Source organism: Gallibacter intestinalis, assembly GCF_014982745.1.
In the GTDB taxonomy this organism is placed as follows: Bacteria; Bacillota; Clostridia; order Peptostreptococcales; family Anaerovoracaceae; genus Gallibacter; species Gallibacter intestinalis.
On the sequence record NZ_JADCKA010000003.1, the window covers coordinates 13,927 to 30,584 of the forward strand.

At 42.5% G+C, this 16,658-nt stretch carries 13 protein-coding genes; 12 read left to right on the forward strand and 1 reads right to left on the reverse strand.

Annotated features, from left to right (window positions below):
- Nucleotides 1-147: 147 nt before the first annotated feature.
- Genes INF20_RS02745 through plsX form a run of 5 tightly spaced genes read left to right on the forward strand, consistent with a single transcriptional unit; the run spans nt 148 to nt 6,458 of the window.
- Entirely contained in the window at nt 148-2,811 is a 2,664-nt protein-coding gene (locus INF20_RS02745) for a valine--tRNA ligase (protein ID WP_226384864.1), read from the forward strand.
- Nucleotides 2,808-4,100 (forward strand): bifunctional folylpolyglutamate synthase/dihydrofolate synthase, encoded by a 1,293-nt coding sequence (locus INF20_RS02750; RefSeq protein WP_226384865.1) that lies wholly within the window; start codon nt 2,808-2,810, stop codon nt 4,098-4,100. The genes INF20_RS02745 and INF20_RS02750 overlap by 4 nt, the downstream gene beginning before the upstream one ends.
- Nucleotides 4,090-5,001, forward strand: coding sequence for a YegS/Rv2252/BmrU family lipid kinase (locus INF20_RS02755; RefSeq protein WP_226384866.1), 912 nt, complete (start codon nt 4,090-4,092; stop codon nt 4,999-5,001). The genes INF20_RS02750 and INF20_RS02755 overlap by 11 nt, the downstream gene beginning before the upstream one ends.
- Nucleotides 4,998-5,438: a GNAT family N-acetyltransferase gene (locus INF20_RS02760; protein ID WP_226384867.1), complete on the forward strand. Its 441-nt coding sequence runs from the start codon at nt 4,998-5,000 to the stop codon at nt 5,436-5,438. Before INF20_RS02755 ends, INF20_RS02760 begins: the two co-directional genes overlap by 4 nt.
- 3 nt (nt 5,439-5,441) lie before the next feature.
- Nucleotides 5,442-6,458 (forward strand): phosphate acyltransferase PlsX, encoded by a 1,017-nt coding sequence (plsX, locus tag INF20_RS02765; RefSeq protein WP_226384868.1) that lies wholly within the window; start codon nt 5,442-5,444, stop codon nt 6,456-6,458.
- A gap of 73 nt (nt 6,459-6,531) precedes the next feature.
- Here plsX and INF20_RS02770 read toward each other — a convergent pair whose 3' ends face one another.
- Nucleotides 6,532-6,918: a pyridoxamine 5'-phosphate oxidase family protein gene (locus tag INF20_RS02770; protein ID WP_226384869.1), complete on the reverse strand. Its 387-nt coding sequence runs from the start codon at nt 6,916-6,918 to the stop codon at nt 6,532-6,534.
- Between the two features lie 180 nt (nt 6,919-7,098).
- On the opposite strand from INF20_RS02770, the gene rnc reads away from it, so the two are divergent.
- From rnc to miaB, 7 genes are read left to right on the forward strand one after another with little or no spacing between them, the layout of a single operon-like run.
- Nucleotides 7,099-7,773 (forward strand): ribonuclease III, encoded by a 675-nt coding sequence (rnc, locus tag INF20_RS02775; protein WP_226384870.1) that lies wholly within the window; start codon nt 7,099-7,101, stop codon nt 7,771-7,773.
- 8 nt (nt 7,774-7,781) lie between these two features.
- Complete coding sequence (smc, locus tag INF20_RS02780) at nt 7,782-11,330, forward strand: chromosome segregation protein SMC (protein WP_226384871.1); 3,549 nt, start codon at nt 7,782-7,784, stop codon at nt 11,328-11,330.
- A gap of 25 nt (nt 11,331-11,355) precedes the next feature.
- On the forward strand, nt 11,356-12,252 hold the full coding sequence (ftsY, locus tag INF20_RS02785) for a signal recognition particle-docking protein FtsY (RefSeq protein ID WP_226384872.1): 897 nt from the start codon (nt 11,356-11,358) through the stop codon (nt 12,250-12,252).
- A complete protein-coding gene (gene der, locus INF20_RS02790) occupies nt 12,245-13,570 on the forward strand; it encodes a ribosome biogenesis GTPase Der (RefSeq protein ID WP_226384873.1) in 1,326 nt (441 codons plus the stop codon). The genes ftsY and der overlap by 8 nt, the downstream gene beginning before the upstream one ends.
- The gene (gene plsY, locus INF20_RS02795; protein WP_226384874.1) at nt 13,563-14,204 is read left to right on the forward strand and encodes a glycerol-3-phosphate 1-O-acyltransferase PlsY; all 642 of its coding nucleotides are present in this window, start codon (nt 13,563-13,565) and stop codon (nt 14,202-14,204) included. The genes der and plsY overlap by 8 nt, the downstream gene beginning before the upstream one ends.
- Nucleotides 14,201-15,202, forward strand: a complete 1,002-nt coding sequence (locus INF20_RS02800) for an NAD(P)H-dependent glycerol-3-phosphate dehydrogenase (protein WP_226384875.1) — start codon at nt 14,201-14,203, stop codon at nt 15,200-15,202. Before plsY ends, INF20_RS02800 begins: the two co-directional genes overlap by 4 nt.
- The gene (gene miaB, locus INF20_RS02805; RefSeq protein ID WP_404812914.1) at nt 15,150-16,499 is read left to right on the forward strand and encodes a tRNA (N6-isopentenyl adenosine(37)-C2)-methylthiotransferase MiaB; all 1,350 of its coding nucleotides are present in this window, start codon (nt 15,150-15,152) and stop codon (nt 16,497-16,499) included. The genes INF20_RS02800 and miaB overlap by 53 nt, the downstream gene beginning before the upstream one ends.
- Nucleotides 16,500-16,658: the final 159 nt, after the last annotated feature.

Genomic DNA, 16,658 nt, shown 5'->3' on the forward strand with positions numbered 1-16,658 from the left:
TTTGCTTAAAGCAAATTGATGTAAGTCAAATACAGAAATTACGCAGCTTTAGCTGCAGAGTAATTTTTCAGTTAGCTGCAGAGTAATTTTTCAGTGGTTTGCAGAGTAATAGAAGCAAAAGATATAAATTGAACAAGGAGGACAGACATGGGAAAAAATCTTGCAAAGACTTACGATCCTCATGACTTTGAAGAGAGGATATATTCAGAATGGGAGCAGAAGGGAGCTTTTAGAGCGGAAGTAGACGAGGACAAAAAGCCGTTCACGATTGTGATGCCGCCTCCTAATATTACTGGACAGCTTCACATGGGACATGCCCTTGACCAGACCCTTCAGGATGTGCTTATAAGATATAAGAGAATGAAAGGCTATGCGGCTCTCTGGGTGCCGGGCTCTGACCATGCGTCAATTGCCACAGAAGTAAAGGTTGTGGAAAGAATCAGAAAGGAAGAAGGCCTTGAAAAATCAGATCTTGGCAGAGAAGAATTTCTGAAAAGAGTCTGGGCATGGAAAGAAGAATTTGGCGGCAAGATTACTCAGCAGTGTAGAAAGCTGGGAGATTCCTGTGACTGGGAAAGAGAACGCTTTACAATGGATGAGGGATGCAGCAGAGCCGTTAAGGAATTTTTTGTAAGGCTGTATAACAAAGGGCTTATTTACAAAGGAAATAGACTTATAAACTGGTGTCCTGTATGCGGAACTTCTCTTTCCGATGCGGAAGTAGAGCATGAGGATAAAAACGGTAAGTATTGGTATTTCAGATATCCAGGAGCTGACGGAAGTGAAGGCATAGTTGTTGCAACATCAAGACCTGAGACTATGTTTGCCGATGTGGCTGTTGCGGTGCATCCCGATGATGAGAGATACAAGGATTTGGTAGGCAAAACAGTGCTGGTACCTCTTATCAATAGAGAAATCCCTGTTATAGCAGATGAACATCCGGACCCTGAAAAGGGTACAGGTGCGGTTAAGATTACACCGGCTGCAGACCCTAATGACTTTGAAGTGGGCGAAAGACATGGCCTTGATATGCCTACATGCATGAATGAGGATGCAACTATGAATTCTCTTGCAGGCAAATACGAGGGAATGGACAGATACGAGTGCAGAAAGGCGTGGGTTGCAGACCTTGAAGCTGCAGGCTATCTGGTTAAGACGGAAGATATAGTTATTCCTGTGGGAACATGCTACAGATGTCATTCGGCAGTTGAGCCTATGCTTTCAGACCAGTGGTTTGTTGCCATGGAGGAATTGGCAAAGCCTGCTATTGAAGCGGCTAAATCCGGCAAGCTAGAACACGTTCCTGAAAGATTTGAGAAAATATATCTTCACTGGCTTGAAAATATCAAAGATTGGTGCATTTCAAGACAGCTGTGGTGGGGACACAGAATTCCGGCATACTATTGTGATGATTGTGGTCATGTGGAAGTTTCGACGGACGATGTAACAGTATGTCCTAAGTGCGGTAGTAAAAATGTTCATCAGGATGAAGATGTACTCGATACATGGTTTTCATCAGCCCTTTGGCCGTTTTCTACCCTGGGATGGCCTGACGAAACTCCAGACTACAAGTATTTCTATCCGACAGATGTGTTGGTAACAGGATATGATATTATTTTCTTCTGGGTTGTAAGAATGGTATTTTCCGCATTGTCCATGACCGATCAGGTTCCGTTTAAATATGTTTATGTTCACGGGCTTGTTAGAGATGAGCAGGGACGAAAGATGAGTAAATCCCTGGGCAACGGCATTGACCCTCTTGAGGTAATCGAAGAGATGGGTGCAGATGCATTGAGATTTATGCTTATATCAGGCATAACACCAGGTAATGATACAAGATATATTCCAAAGAAGCTGGAGGCCGCAAGAAACTTTGCTAATAAACTGTGGAATGCTTCAAGATTTGTAATAATGAACCTTCAGGATGAAGAAGGCAATCAGCTTCCTATGAACAGTGATATGGGAGCCCTCAGGGATGAGGATAAATGGATTATTTCCAGAGTTAACGAAACTGCAAAATATGTAGAAAATGCGATGGACAAGTTTGAACTTTCCATGGCTGCACAGAAGGTATATGACCTTATTTGGAACGAATATTGTGACTGGTATATTGAAATCGTTAAGGGCAGACTTTATGGCGATGACGAAGAGGATAAGAAAACAGCAAGATTTGTTTTGGTTAAAGCTCTTGGAGATATGCTTAAAATGCTGCATCCGTTTATGCCGTTTATAACAGAGGAGATATGGAGTTATCTGCCTAAGGAAAAGGACGGATTTATAATGCTTGAAAGCTTCCCTGAATATAATAGTGCTTATGAATTTGCTAAAGAGACAGCAGAGCTTGAGCTTACCATGGAAGCGGTAAAGGCCATAAGAAATATAAGAGCAGAAGCTGATGCGGCTCCGTCAAAGACTTTGACTGCAGTTATTATAGCCGAAGGAAATGAGCTTGAAGCGGTAAAGGAATGCGAAAGATATATATGTCAGATGGCAAATATCAGCGAAATCCTTTTTACCGAGGATAAGAGTGCCGTTCCTGCAGAAGCTATGTCAGCTGTTATAAACGGAGCGGAAATTCATATTCCGTTAGAGGAACTGGTGGACTTCAAGGCGGAAGCGGAGAGACTGGCAAAGGAAAAGAAAAGACTTGAAGGTGAAGTTGCCAGAGGCGAAAAGATGCTTTCAAATCCGGGATTCGTAAACAAGGCTCCGGAAAAGAAAATCAACGAAGAAAAGGAAAAGCTGGCCAACTACCGTGATATGCTTGAAAAGGTGACAGAAAGACTGGCTGCTGTGGAGAAAAAGATATGAAAAGCGCAGTAGAAAAAATCGGCAGTTTTAATAAATTTGGAAGCGTGCTTGGCCTTGAAAGAGTTAGCGAACTCCTTCGCAGGCTTGGAAATCCGCAAAAGAACTTAAAGATCATTCATGTGGCGGGAACTAATGGCAAAGGCTCGGTATGCAGATTTATATATGAGATATTAAGAAAAGCCGGTTATGATACGGGGATATATTCATCCCCGTATCTTGAGGTGTTTAATGAAAGGATTGAATTTAACGGAGAATATATTCCTGACGAATATTTAGATAAATATGCGGACAAAGTGACTAAAATCGCCGGTGAAATGTGCGATGAAGGATTGCTTTCGCCTACGGAGTTTGATGTGGTAACTGCCATAGGGCTTATGTATTTTGCAGAGATGAAAGCGGACTTTGTTTTGCTGGAGGTTGGACTCGGCGGCAGAGGAGACAGCACAAATGTTATTGAAAAGCCTGAAATAACCGTTATTTCATCCATTTCTCTAGATCATACAGACAGACTAGGAGACACAATAGAAAAGATAGCTGCCGAAAAGGCGGGTATTATTAAAGAAGGAGTTGCGGTGGTTTCTGGAGCCAAGCAGGAAGGTGCCAAAAGAGTGATAAAGGAAAAGGCACTGGAAAAGCATGCTGAATTTATAGATGCATCACTGATAGAACCTATTGTCAAAGAGGAGTCTATTTACGGAAGCAGATTTGACTGCTGCATCAAAGAGCATGAATACAAGGATATGGAAATTTGCTTGGCAGGAAGACATCAGATTGATAACGCTATAGTGGCTCTTACTGCTGTTGAAGTCCTTAAGGAAAATGATATAATATCCCTAGATGAAGCAGTGATATATGAAGGAATGCGAAGTGCCAGAAACAAAGGGCGCTTTGAACCGGTAGGAAAAAATCCGGTATACATTTTGGATGGTGCTCACAATGAAGCGGGCATGGAAGGCTTTGTTAGAACTGTTAATACTGACTTGGGGACGGATAAAAGACTCCTAATAGTGGTAGGCATTCTTAAGGATAAGGACGTGGCAAAAATGATGGAACATCTCGGTACCGTGGATGGCGATTTTATCGCAACGGAACCGAATAATCCAAGGAAGCTGCCAAAGGAAGAAATGGGAGATGTCCTTAAGAAAGCAGGAAGAAATGTAATATTGGAAGCATCTCCAGTTGAGTCGTTGGCATATGTTAAGGAAAATGACAAGCATTACGATGCAGTGCTGTTTGTAGGGTCATTATATTTAATAGGAGAGATTAGGAGGTTATTAGATGTCCGTTGAAAAAAGACAGAAGGTATTGTTGTTTTATAATCCTCATTCCGGTAATGGAATGTTCAAAAACAATTTGGACGGTATAATTGATAGATTCCAGGAATCTGGATTTCAGGTAGTGCCGGTAAGGGCGGCAAAGGGTACTGCTATACAGCGGGCTTTGGCGGAAATGGATCAAAGCATGTATAGACAGATTGTTGTGGCAGGAGGAGACGGCACAATAAATATCTGTGTCAATGCGATGATTAGAAATAATATCGATTTACCTTTAGCAATATTTCCAACTGGTACAGCTAATGATTTTGCCAGCTATTTTGCTTTGCCAAAGGATATTGAGAGTATGGTAGATGTTGCCATGGGTGATAAATATACATATGCAGATGTAGGCAAATGTAATGACAGATATTTTATCAATGTGGCAGCTATGGGAAGCCTTGTGGATGTCAGCCAAAAGACTGACCCTAACCTTAAAAATACATTAGGGGTAGTTGCTTATTATCTGAAAGGCGCTTCGGAGGTTGTAAAGCTTAGAGCTTTGCCTGTAAAGCTTACGACGGATGACAAAGTTATTGAAGAAGAAATGTATTTTATGCTGGTAATGAACGGAATGTCTGCTGGCGGATTTAAAAAACTGTCGCCTACATCTGATATACAGGACGGAAAGCTCAATGTTATTCTTTTCCGAAAGATGCCTATTATAGAGCTTGTTCCGCTGCTGTTTGGAGTTATATCCGGAAACTATCTGGAAAACAAAAACATTTTGACATTTGAAACGGACAATCTTGTTATAGAATCCGAAGAAGATATCTCCACGGATGTTGACGGTGAGCACGGAGAAAAGCTGCCTCTTCATTTCAGCGTTCTTGAAAAGAAGCTGAGAATATTCACAGAAAAGGGAAATCAGCTATGATGGATATAAAAATTGAACTGACAGAGGATATGGATAGGTTAAATGCCTTCTTTGAAGAAAATGACCTGGAAGTAACAGATGAAGAACCTGTTGAAACTAGCGTGATAAAGGCATGGAAGGCAGAATATCCGGATGGCAAGTTGGCAGGGGGAATATGCCTTGCCTATCGTGAAGGCGAATATATTATTGACGGTATTGCCGTTGACTCAGGCTGCAGAGGGGAAAGATTAGGCGAAAAGCTTCTTTCCTTAGCAGTGGAAGAGGTCAGAAAAAGAGACGGTAAAAAAATATACCTTGTTGCAAGGGCACCGGGATTTTTCATGACTCAAGGATTTAAAATAATTTCTGGAGAAGATGCACCGCTTTTTTATGAGTGTGCAACATGTCCGCAGTATAAAGTGGACTGCTTTCCGGAGATAATGTCATTGGAGGTGTAGGTTATGAGAATCATTCTTGACGGTATGGGCGGAGATAACGCCCCTTTGGAAATAGTTAAGGGTGCTGTGGAGGCATCGAAGTTAATTGAGGATGAAATAATCATTGTAGGACTTGAGGAAGACATAAATGCCGAACTGGCTAAATACAGCTACGACGATGATAAGATTTCAGTTGTTCATGCTTCCGAGATAATAGAAAATGAAGATGCTCCCGTAAGAGCGGTGAGAACAAAGAAGGATTCATCCATGGTAGTGGGAATCAATATGGTAAAGAATGGAGAAGGAGACCTGTTTATTTCTGCGGGAAACACAGGCGCTCTTATGGCCGGTTCTCTGTTTAATCTTGGAAGAATTCAGGGCATTGATCGCCCGGCACTGGGTTCTGTTTATCCAATCCTTGGCGACAAGGCATGCCTTTTGGTGGACGCGGGAGCAAATTCCGAATGCAAGCCGGACAATTTGTTAGAATTTGCCATGATGGGAAGCATCTATATGGAAAAGGTTATAGGCAGACCATCTCCTAAGGTTGGACTTGTAAATCTCGGCGTTGAAGAAAACAAAGGCTCCACTTTGACAAAGGCAGCCTTTGAACTGCTGGATAAGAGTCATATGAACTTCATAGGAAATGTGGAGGCCAGAGAGGTTCCTATGGGAGCTTGTGATGTAATAGTCTGCGATGGCTTTGTGGGAAATGTAATCCTCAAGCTGACAGAGGGACTTGCTATTAATATCATGAATCTTCTTAAGGAAAAGTTTACTGACGGTACAAAGGCAAAATTAGGAGCTATGCTTCTGATGGACAAAATTAAAGGCCTCAAGAGCGAGTTCGACTATACAGAATACGGCGGAGCCCCTATATTGGGAGTTAAAGGTCCTGTGGTAAAGATGCATGGCTCATCCAATGCCAATGCCGTTAAAAATACGATTCTTAAAGGTATCCCTTATGCAAAGGAAAATGTTGTGGGAACAATTTCCGATGCGGTATTTGATATTGAGGAAATTTTGACTGAAGAAGAGTAATTTTAAGAAAAATTCTATATAGAAAATTAAACAGAGCAGGCGAAATCGTCTGCTCCGTTATATTGTGACAGATTTAAAGTTCTTTGCCGTTATCAGGACTTGGAGAAGCCACAATCACCTTTTCAGGAGTGATAATGATTGCGCCCTTTGCGTTCATGGCACCCTTGAACATAGCTTCTGCCATCTTCTGATATTTATCTACTACTGGACCTTCCGTAACAAATTTTGCTGTTCCTTTAACCTGATAGCATTCCATAGTTTTAGGATCACATGCAGCAATAGCGATTTTATCGTTCTCTTTGAGGTTTGCCAAAGTATTTGTCATAATAACGGCGCCTATTTCAAGAGTGCCGTCCTCTGCAACATCTTTAAAACCTACAGGAGTTACATTCATTTCGTCACCGCAGGTGGCAACATACCACAGATTTTCTTTCAACACTTTCTTTACATTTTCATTCATTTTTAGCACCTCCAAATGTAAAATCCTTCTTTGATGTGTATGACTATATTATAATACCTTTTTCCGTAAATGGTAAGGCATATATGCTTTATGAATTTCCCCGTTATTTCCTTGGTTTTTTTGACTTTGACACTCATAAAAGATATAATATAATTCTATTATTGCGTGCAGGAGAGACCAATGGAACAACTGGAAAAACAACTTGGATATACATTTAAAGATAAAGATAAATTGCTCTTAGCCATGACCCACAGTTCATATATTACAGAGCATGATATGACTCGGGAAATGTGCAACGAAAGATTGGAGTTTTTAGGGGATTCGGTTATAGAGTTAGCTGTAAGAGAAAGCCTTTATGAGAAGTTTCCCCATGAGGAGGAAGGCAAGCTTTCACAGATAAAATCGGCGCTGGTTAGATGCGAATCTTTGGCTGCAGTGGCTAGGGAAATAGGAATAGGCAGCTGCTTAAGACTCGGTAAAGGCGAGGATATGGCGGGAGGCAGAGATAAGGACAGCATCCTTGAAAATGCCTTTGAAGCCCTTATGGGAGCTGTGTTTGCAGACGGGGGCTTTGAAGCTGCCAGACCTGTTGTTAAAAAGTTTCTTGACCATCGTATAGATGAAGCGGTGAAAGAACACCGGGTTGATGATCACAAGGGAAGACTGCAGGAAAAGGCACATAAGAAGCATATAAAAAAGCTTTCATATAAGACCATAAAAGCAACAGGGCAGAGCCACGACAGAACATTTACCGTTGAAGTTTATGCAGACGGCAGAGCATTGGCTCAAGGCACTGGAAAGAGTAAGAAAGAAGCGGAAATAATGGCTGCGAAGAAGGCCATAAACAGGATATAGGAGAAGGAATGTTTTTTAAGAGAATAGAGATGCACGGGTTCAAATCCTTTGCAGAACCTGTAACCATCGAATTTGATAGAGGAATAACATGCGTTGTCGGACCAAACGGCAGCGGAAAGAGCAATATCAGTGATGCCATAAGATGGGTTTTAGGAGAACAGAGTCCTAAGATGCTTAGAGGAAGCAGGATGGACGATGTGATTTTTGCCGGCACTGCTAGCAGAAAATCAAGAGGCATGGCAGAGGTTACCCTTGTAATAGACAACTCAGATAATATGCTGCCAATAGAGTATAGCGAAGTGGCAATTACAAGGCGTATGTACAGATCCGGAGAAAGCGAATATGCCATTAACGGCAATTCATGCAGAATGAAGGATATCAGAGAACTTCTCATGGATACAGGTATCGGAGTTGACGGATATTCTCTTATCGGACAGGGCAAAATTTCTGAAATCATTTCTAATAAAACCGAAAGCATTAGAGAGATTTTTGAAGAGACCGCAGGCATCGTAAGTTATCGTAGCAAAAAGGCGGAAGCGGAAAGAAAGCTAGCAGCGGCTTCAGATAATATGGCCCGTGTTACGGATATAATCTCAGAAATAGAAGGCAGAATAGACGGATTGCGTGAGGACAGTGCTAAAGCCACAGAGTATCTGACATTGAGAGATCGTCATAAGCAGCTGGAGGTAAATATAACAGTCAGAAATATAGATGACATCCAGGAAAAGGCGACGCAGACGGCACAGGAAGCGGCTCAGCTGGAAAGTGAACTGAAGGCATCCTACGAAGAAAGAGAGACAAGGGACAAGGAAGCTAGGGAATGCAGAGCAAAGATTCAGGAACTTGAAGAGCAGTACAGACATGCCGATGAGGAACTGAAGGAAAACACCGAAAGAGCCAACAGACTTACCGGCGAAAAAAATGTAAGCAGAGAAAGACTTGCCGGTATGGAAAGGGATATTAGGCGAATCGGTGATGAGATAGGTCTGCAGGAAAAGAGAATTAAAGAGGAGCAGGAAAGCGAAAAGCAGCTTCTCGATAAAAAAGCGGATATAGATAAACGATATGAAGAATTGAAAAAGCATTTAGAAGAGGAATCTGCCCGTCACGGTGATGTTATAGGTGAAAGGGATAGGCTTTCTCAAGATGTTGATGCGCTTAAAAACGAGCTCTTTGAAATATCTTCAAAGAAGAGCGGATGGAATGCCGAAAAGATAAGTCTTGAAAATCTTGCGGCAAACCTTGAGGAAAACAGGCTTGAGCTTATAAAAGAGGCGGACGCAGAAGCAGGCAACAGAGAGTCTGCAGCTAAAGCCTTAGAGGAATTTGAAAAGACAGAAAAGGAAATGTCTGCAAAGTTGGATTCACTTCGCACACACTATGACGAGTTGCTGACAGAAAAGAAAAAGGCTGAGTCTGACAAAACTTTGGCAGAACGCCATATGGCAGAGGCCAGGATGGAAGCTGAAAGAACAGCGGCAAGGAAAAGAGCCATCGAGGAGATGGAAAACAATTATGAAGGATATAACGGCGGAGTAAGGGCTGTAATGAAATCCGGCATAAACGGTATAGAAGGCGTTGTGGCAGAACTTATTGAAGTGCCAAAGGGCTATGAGACAGCAGTGGAGACTGCCCTTGGAGCCGCAGCTCAAAATATCATCTGTGCCGATGATAAAACGGCTAAGGCTGCTATCAATATGCTTAAGGAAAAGAAAGCTGGAAGATTGACTTTCCTGCCGGTGGCATCCATAAAAAGCAGAGGTGTCATGAAGGACAGAGAAGTGGAAGGGGCTGCAGGATTTGTTGGCTATGCAGCGGAATGTGTTGATTTTGATGAAAGACACAGAAATATTGCAGAATACCTTCTGGGCAGCGTAGCTATAATTGATAATATGGACAATGCCGTAAGGATTTCCAAGTCCGGCAAGAGAGGACTTCGATACGTGACCCTAGATGGGGAAGTCATCAATGCATCCGGTGCTGTTACTGGAGGAAGATATAAAAACAGAACTGCTGGACTATTTGAAAGAAAAAGCGAAATAAACGAGCTTACTCAAAAGGCGGAAAAGCTGACCTCTGAGATAGAGGATGCGGAAAACACCGTCAATGAAGCGGTTAAAAAGCTTCGCAAAAATGCCGAAAAAATCGAAAGCGCAGAAAAGGAAATCAGAAATGCTGAAATAGGTCTTATGGACATTTCTGGGCGTAAAAACATTGCGGAAAAAACCTTTAACGACATTGAAAGGGCTACGGCAGCAAGGGATGATTCGGTTAGAGGAATAGATGAAGAAAAGACAAAGCTGGAAGAGCAGATAAAAAGCCTTGCAGAAAGAATCGCCGACGCTGAAGAGAGAACAGCACAGGCTGAAGCTTCCATAGAGGAAAAGACTGCCAGACTGGAAAACATGGCGGGAGATATTCTCGGAGCAAATGAACTGATGACTAAGGCGAGAATTGAGCTGGGAACATGTCAGGGAGAAAAAGAGAATACCGATAATCTCCTAAACCTCGTAAGAGAGACAATCAAAGGTTGTCAGGAGGATATAGAAAACAAGAAAACTCAAATTGAGGGCCTTACTTTAGATATGCAGGCGATTACAGAGGGAGTTAATGCAAGAGAAGAAGAGATAGCTTCTCTGGCTATTAAAAAGGAAAAGGCTGAACTTGCTATAGGCACGATAAATGCGGAAAAAGGTAGATGCATGAAGCTTTCTGAAGAACTCTCTGATGCTGTAGGGGAGACAGATAGGAAGATAAGGTCCCTGCAGGATATGAAATACAGTGCCGATGTAAAGGCGGCAAGATACGATGGACAACTGGAAAATTTGAAAAATAAGCTATGGGATGACTTTGAAATTTCTTATGCCCAGGCTCTTACCATGAAGGATGAAGACTTTGTTATGTCTTCAGCGGTAAAGGAAAACAGACAGATAAGAAACAGAATTAAAGAGCTTGGAGAAGTCAATGTCGGAGCTATTAAGGAGTATGAACAGGTAAGCGAAAGATACACTTTCCTGACAGAGCAAAGGGAAGATATCAGAAGGTCTACCGATGAGCTTAACAGCATAATTGCTGATACTGACAGAGTCATAAAGAAGAGATTTAATGACAGCTTTGATCAAATTACCGGACATTTTGAAAAGATATTTACGGAATTCTTCGGAGGTGGACATGCAAAAATCAGCCTTGATAATGAAGAGGATCCGTTAAATGCAACTATAGAGATAACGGCACAGCCACCGGGAAAACAGCTTAAAAATATCAATTTGCTTTCCGGAGGAGAAAAGACTATGACGGCCATCGCACTGATGTTTGCAGTGCTGAGAACAAAGCCTACACCATGTTGTATTCTCGATGAGGTGGAGGCTGCATTGGATGATCATAATATTCATGTATTTGCCAATTATCTTAGAAAATTTGATAATATACAGTTTACATTGATTACACACCAGAAAACCACAATGGAGCATGCCGATGTGATGTACGGTGTTACAATGCCTGAAAGAGGAATATCAAAGGTCTTCTCCCTTAAGATGACCGACGAACTTCCGGTATAGGGATGTATGTGAAAGGAAAAAATAAATGGGTTTTAGAGAAAAGAAAGGATTTTTTGGAAGACTATCCGAAAGAATCGGCGATGTCATAATGGGAAGAGCTGCAATCGATGAGGAACTCTTTGATGAGCTTGAGGAAGTGCTAATAACTAGTGACATCGGAATGCAGACTACGCTTTCCATAATAGATACGCTCAGAGACAGAGTGAAAAACGAATATATAACCGAACCAGAAAAGGTAAAGGAAAAGCTGAAAGAAATTATGATTCAGGCAGTGGATAAGGGAGATAGGCAGAAAATGTCAGAAACCTATCCGCTGGTAATCATGATGATAGGAATAAACGGAGGCGGCAAGACAACCACCATAGGAAAGCTGGCAGCCATGTATAAAAAGCAAGGTAAAAGTGTTCTTTTAGCGGCAGCAGATACATTTAGAGCTGCGGCAGCAGAACAGCTTACAATATGGGCTGACAGAGTAGGCGTAGGAATAATCAAGCATGGTGAAGGAGCAGATCCGTCTGCTGTGCTTTTCGATGCTGCACAGGCTGCAAAGGCAAGAGGTGTGGATGTTCTTATCTGTGACACTGCGGGAAGACTTCAGAATAAGAAAAATCTCATGGATGAACTTAAGAAGATGAATAGAGTGCTTGGAAAGGAATTTCCGGAAGCTGACAGAGAAACTCTCCTTATACTTGATGCCACCACAGGTAAGAATGCCGTTTCCCAGGCCAAGGAGTTTGGAGATGCGGCTGAGCTTACGGGAGTTGCATTGACTAAACTCGATGGTACTGCTAAAGGCGGTATCGCAGTGACAATAGCGGACGAATTTGATCTGCCTATTAAGTTTGTAGGCGTGGGAGAAGGAATAGACGATCTTGAAGTTTTCGATCCGGAAGCGTTTATAGGAGGTATATTCGATGAGTAAGCCTTTGGTAGCGGTTGTCGGCAGACCTAATGTAGGTAAATCCACATTCTTTAACAGAGTTGTGGGTAGGAGAGTGGCTATAGTGGAAGACACTCCCGGTGTTACCAGAGACAGGATATATGCCGAAGCCGAATGGATGGGAATTCACTTCGCCCTCATAGATACTGGAGGTATAGAGCCTGCCAGTGCGGAGGTGATTCCCGCTCAAATGAGAGAACAGGCACAGATTGCCATGGATACAGCGGATGTTATTCTCTTTATGACAGATGGCAAGGCTGGCCTTACTGCAGACGACAGAGAAGTAGCAAATATGCTAAGAAAAACAGGAAAACCTGTTGTCTTGGCTGTAAATAAAATAGATACGGCGGCTCTGCCAGATGACTTTTACGATTTTTATGAGCTGGGCATAGGTGAACCTTTACCTCTTTCATCAGCTAACATGCTAGGTATAGGAGATATACTGGATGCCCTTGTGGGAGAATTTCCTAAGGATGCAGATACCGAGGAAGACGACAGCATAAAAATAGCAGTAATCGGAAAGCCTAATGTGGGCAAATCATCCTTTGTCAATGCCATAACAGGTGAAAACCGTGTAATAGTATCAAATATTGCCGGCACCACAAGAGACTCCATAGACACACCTGTGGAAATAGACGGAGTTAAGTATACGCTCATAGATACGGCAGGTATAAGGAGAAAGAGCAAGGTTAACGAAAATATAGAAAAGTACAGCGTTATCCGTGCCGTGGCGGCAATCGAGAGATGCGATGTGTGTCTTCTTATGATAGATGCAGTTGAAGGAATCACTGAACAGGATAAAAAAATCGCAGGGGTTGCCCATGAGGCCGGTAAAGGCATAGTGGTTGTGGTAAATAAATGGGACCTTATAGAAAAGGACAGCCATACCATGAACCAGTTCCAAAAGACAATAGATGCGGAAATGACTTTTATGTCCTACGCACCAAGTATCTTTATTTCCGTGGAGGAAAAGCAGAGGGTAAAAAATGTCATCGAGCTGGCAAGGGCTGTTTCCGAAAACAGAGCCATGAGAGTGCCTACCGGTCAGCTTAATTCACTGATTTCTGATGCGGTGCTGATGAAGCAGCCTCCATCGGATAAGGGTAAGCGACTTAAGATTTACTATGCTGCTCAGGTGGGAGTAAAGCCTCCTCTGTTTTCATTTAAGATCAATTCCAGACCGCTGATGCATTTCTCCTATGCCAGATATCTGGAGAACAAAATAAGGGAAGCCTATGGATTTGAAGGTACTTCCATAAAATTCGTTTTCAGAGAGAAAGGTGAAAAAGAAGATGTATAGTGAATCAGGGATTTTAAATCTTACGGGAACAGGCGCTCTAATTGGCATGATACTGATGCTGATAGTGGCATATTTTATAGGAAATGTTTCACCGTCCATATTGATTGGTAAGGCTAAAGGTATAGACATAAAAAAAGAGGGAAGCGGAAACGCAGGCACCACCAATGCCCTAAGGGTGCTGGGAAAGAAAGCAGCTGTGGCAACACTTGTTATAGATGTTTTAAAAGGTACTTTAGCTGTGGTTTTAGGCGGAGTTCTTTTAGGACAGGTAACGGCAGCTTGGTGTGTGGCAGCAGTTTTTGCAGGCCATGTTTGGCCGGCCTTCTTCGGATTTCGTGGAGGAAAAGGAGTTGCCACTGCCTTTGGAGCTTTGTGCGGTTACCTTCCTGCCATGGGATTTACAGCTCTTGCAATAGTTGTTGTGGGAGTTTTGATTTCTAGAAGAATGTCCTTTGGCTCAATACTGGGAGCTGCAACTTTTCCGCTGGTGGCGTATTTTTATGATAAAAGCTTTGTGCCTATAGGTACCGTGTTGGCGGTGCTAGTAATCATTAAGCACAGAGCCAATATCGTAAGGCTAATCCACGGTGAAGAACCTAAGCTTGGTGAAAAGAAAAAGGAGACTGGCAAATGAGTCGAATAGGAGTGATAGGAGCCGGCAGCTGGGGAACAGCCTTGGCAACCGTATTGGCAGGTAAAGGCCACGATGTGACTATATGGCTACGAAATAAAGAGCAGGCCGAGGAGATGCAAAAAGATAGGGAAAATAAAAAGTATCTTCCAGGCGTTAAATTAGCTGACAATATAAAGATAACAGGAGATAAAGAGGAAGCGGCAAAGGACGCAGAAGCGTTGCTGTTTTCAGTGCCTGCCCAGTCCTTTAGAGATGTATTTAAAGAAACGATGTCCTTTGCAAAGGCAGATGTCATAGTAATAAATGCGGCAAAGGGGATTGAAAAGGGCAGCTTACTTAGGCTTTCCCAGGTGGCTGAGGAAATAGTTCCGGATATTGAAAGCAGATATGCCGTTATTTCCGGTCCAAGTCATGCGGAGGAAGTAGGCAGAAGATTGCCGACTACTGTGGCTGTAGCATCAACGGATGAGGTTACAGCATCAACGGTTCAGGATTTATTCTTTACGGATAGATTCAGGACATATATACAGGATGATGTCGTAGGAGTGGAGCTTGGCGGAGCCCTTAAAAATATCATAGCCCTAGGTGCGGGAATCTCCGACGGAATGGGCTTTGGAGATAATGCGAAGGCGGCTCTTATGACGAGAGGTCTTGCAGAAATCGCCAGATTGGGAATAGCTCTCGGTGCTAAAAGCGATACTTTCTTGGGGCTTACAGGCGTGGGAGACCTTATTGTTACATGTACATCTATGCACAGCCGAAACAGAAGGTGCGGTATTCTTATAGGCCAGGGTAAAACTCCTAAGGAAGCCACAGACGAGATAGGAATGGTTGTAGAGAGCATGTCCACCACAATTGCTGCATACGGACTAGCTAAAGCAAGCGGAGTGGAAATGCCTATAACTGAAAAAATATATGAAGTTATAAACGGTATGACCGATGCGGATGCTGCCGTTGAAACACTTATGGGAAGAGAAAGGAAGCATGAAAAAATTTAATATATTAACACTTGGCTGTCAGATGAACGAAAGGGACAGCGAAACACTGGCGGGAATGCTTACAGAAATGGGATATGAGCAGATTGATGACAGAAATCAAGCTGATATTGCCATAATAAATACATGCAGCGTCAGAGATCACGCTGACAGAAGATTTTTCGGGATGCTGGGACAGCTGAAAAAAATAAAGGAAAAGAATCCTGGATTTATCGTATGCGTATGCGGCTGTATGATGCAGCAACAGCATATAATAGATCAGATAAAGGAAAAGTATCCGTGGGTTGATATAATATTTGGAACTCACAATATACATAGATTTCCAAGGCTTCTGGGAAATGTAATTTCGGAAAAGGAAAAACAGATTGAAATATGGGAGGACGGAGGCGAAATTGTAGAAGGACTGCCTTCAAAGCGTCTGTATAAGCATAAGGCCTTTGTCAATATCATGTTCGGCTGCAATAATTTCTGCACCTACTGTATTGTTCCATATACCAGGGGCCGGGAAAGAAGCAGAAGACCTGAGGATATACTGGCAGAAATAAAGAGGCTGGTGGATGATGGTGTAAAAGAAATCACATTGTTGGGACAAAATGTTAATTCGTACAAGGGAGAAGGCGGAGTTGATTTTGCCGATTTGCTTAGGATGATTAACGAAGTCGACGGTATAGAGAGAATTAGATTTATGACATCACATCCGAAGGATCTTTCGGACAGACTGATAGATGTATACAGGGATTGTGATAAGGTGTGCAGCTTTTTCCATTTACCTGTGCAGTCGGGAAATGACAATATCCTAAAGAGAATGAACAGGAGATATACGGCAGATGATTATATGGAGCTTGTAAGAAAGCTTCGTGAGGCAAGACCGGATATAAGTCTTACCACCGATATAATCGTGGGATTCCCAGGCGAGACGGAAGAGGAATTCGAAGATACTCTTAAGCTCGTTGAAGCGGTGAATTTTGACAGTGCCTTTACCTTTATGTATTCAAAAAGGAAGGGAACGCCTGCAGCGGAGTATGATGATCAGATTCCAGAGGAAATCAAGCACGACAGATTTGACCGACTGGTTGAAACCGTTAATCGCTGTGCAGCAGATAGAAATGCTCGCTTTGTAGGGCAGATAACTCCTGTACTGGTTGAAGGCGTCAGCAAAAGCGACGAGGGCTGCGTCACAGGAAGAAATCCTCAAAATAAGATTGTGAACTTCCCCGGTGATGCATCACTTACGGGCACGATTGTAAATGTAAAAATAAGTGAAGCGGGCACGTTCAGCCTAGTTGGAAAAATGGTATAAAATTAAATACAATCTCAAAATTTATTGTCGATAAATGTTGAAAATCAAAGGTTTTTGAGGAAGGGCAAGATTGTACTTTTGCACTATTTAAAGAACATTTGCGGGCTTTGTTGACAAAGGATTTTGAGTAGTATAAAGTTATTATGTTCAATAGATTGA

Bases quoted from the DNA above. Each gene is read 5' to 3' on its own strand.
- INF20_RS02800 (WP_226384875.1), top strand. From the start codon at position 14,201: ATGAGTCGAATAGGAGTGATAGGAGCCGGCAGCTGGGGAACAGCCTTG.
- rnc (WP_226384870.1), top strand. From the start codon at position 7,099: ATGGAACAACTGGAAAAACAACTTGGATATACATTTAAAGATAAAGAT.
- smc (WP_226384871.1), top strand. From the start codon at position 7,782: ATGTTTTTTAAGAGAATAGAGATGCACGGGTTCAAATCCTTTGCAGAA.
- INF20_RS02745 (WP_226384864.1), top strand. From the start codon at position 148: ATGGGAAAAAATCTTGCAAAGACTTACGATCCTCATGACTTTGAAGAG.
- INF20_RS02750 (WP_226384865.1), top strand. From the start codon at position 2,808: ATGAAAAGCGCAGTAGAAAAAATCGGCAGTTTTAATAAATTTGGAAGC.
- ftsY (WP_226384872.1), top strand. From the start codon at position 11,356: ATGGGTTTTAGAGAAAAGAAAGGATTTTTTGGAAGACTATCCGAAAGA.
- der (WP_226384873.1), top strand. From the start codon at position 12,245: ATGAGTAAGCCTTTGGTAGCGGTTGTCGGCAGACCTAATGTAGGTAAA.
- plsY (WP_226384874.1), top strand. From the start codon at position 13,563: ATGTATAGTGAATCAGGGATTTTAAATCTTACGGGAACAGGCGCTCTA.
- INF20_RS02755 (WP_226384866.1), top strand. From the start codon at position 4,090: ATGTCCGTTGAAAAAAGACAGAAGGTATTGTTGTTTTATAATCCTCAT.
- plsX (WP_226384868.1), top strand. From the start codon at position 5,442: ATGAGAATCATTCTTGACGGTATGGGCGGAGATAACGCCCCTTTGGAA.
- INF20_RS02770 (WP_226384869.1), bottom strand. From the start codon at position 6,918: ATGAATGAAAATGTAAAGAAAGTGTTGAAAGAAAATCTGTGGTATGTT.
- INF20_RS02760 (WP_226384867.1), top strand. From the start codon at position 4,998: ATGATGGATATAAAAATTGAACTGACAGAGGATATGGATAGGTTAAAT.
- miaB (WP_404812914.1), top strand. From the start codon at position 15,150: ATGCTGCCGTTGAAACACTTATGGGAAGAGAAAGGAAGCATGAAAAAA.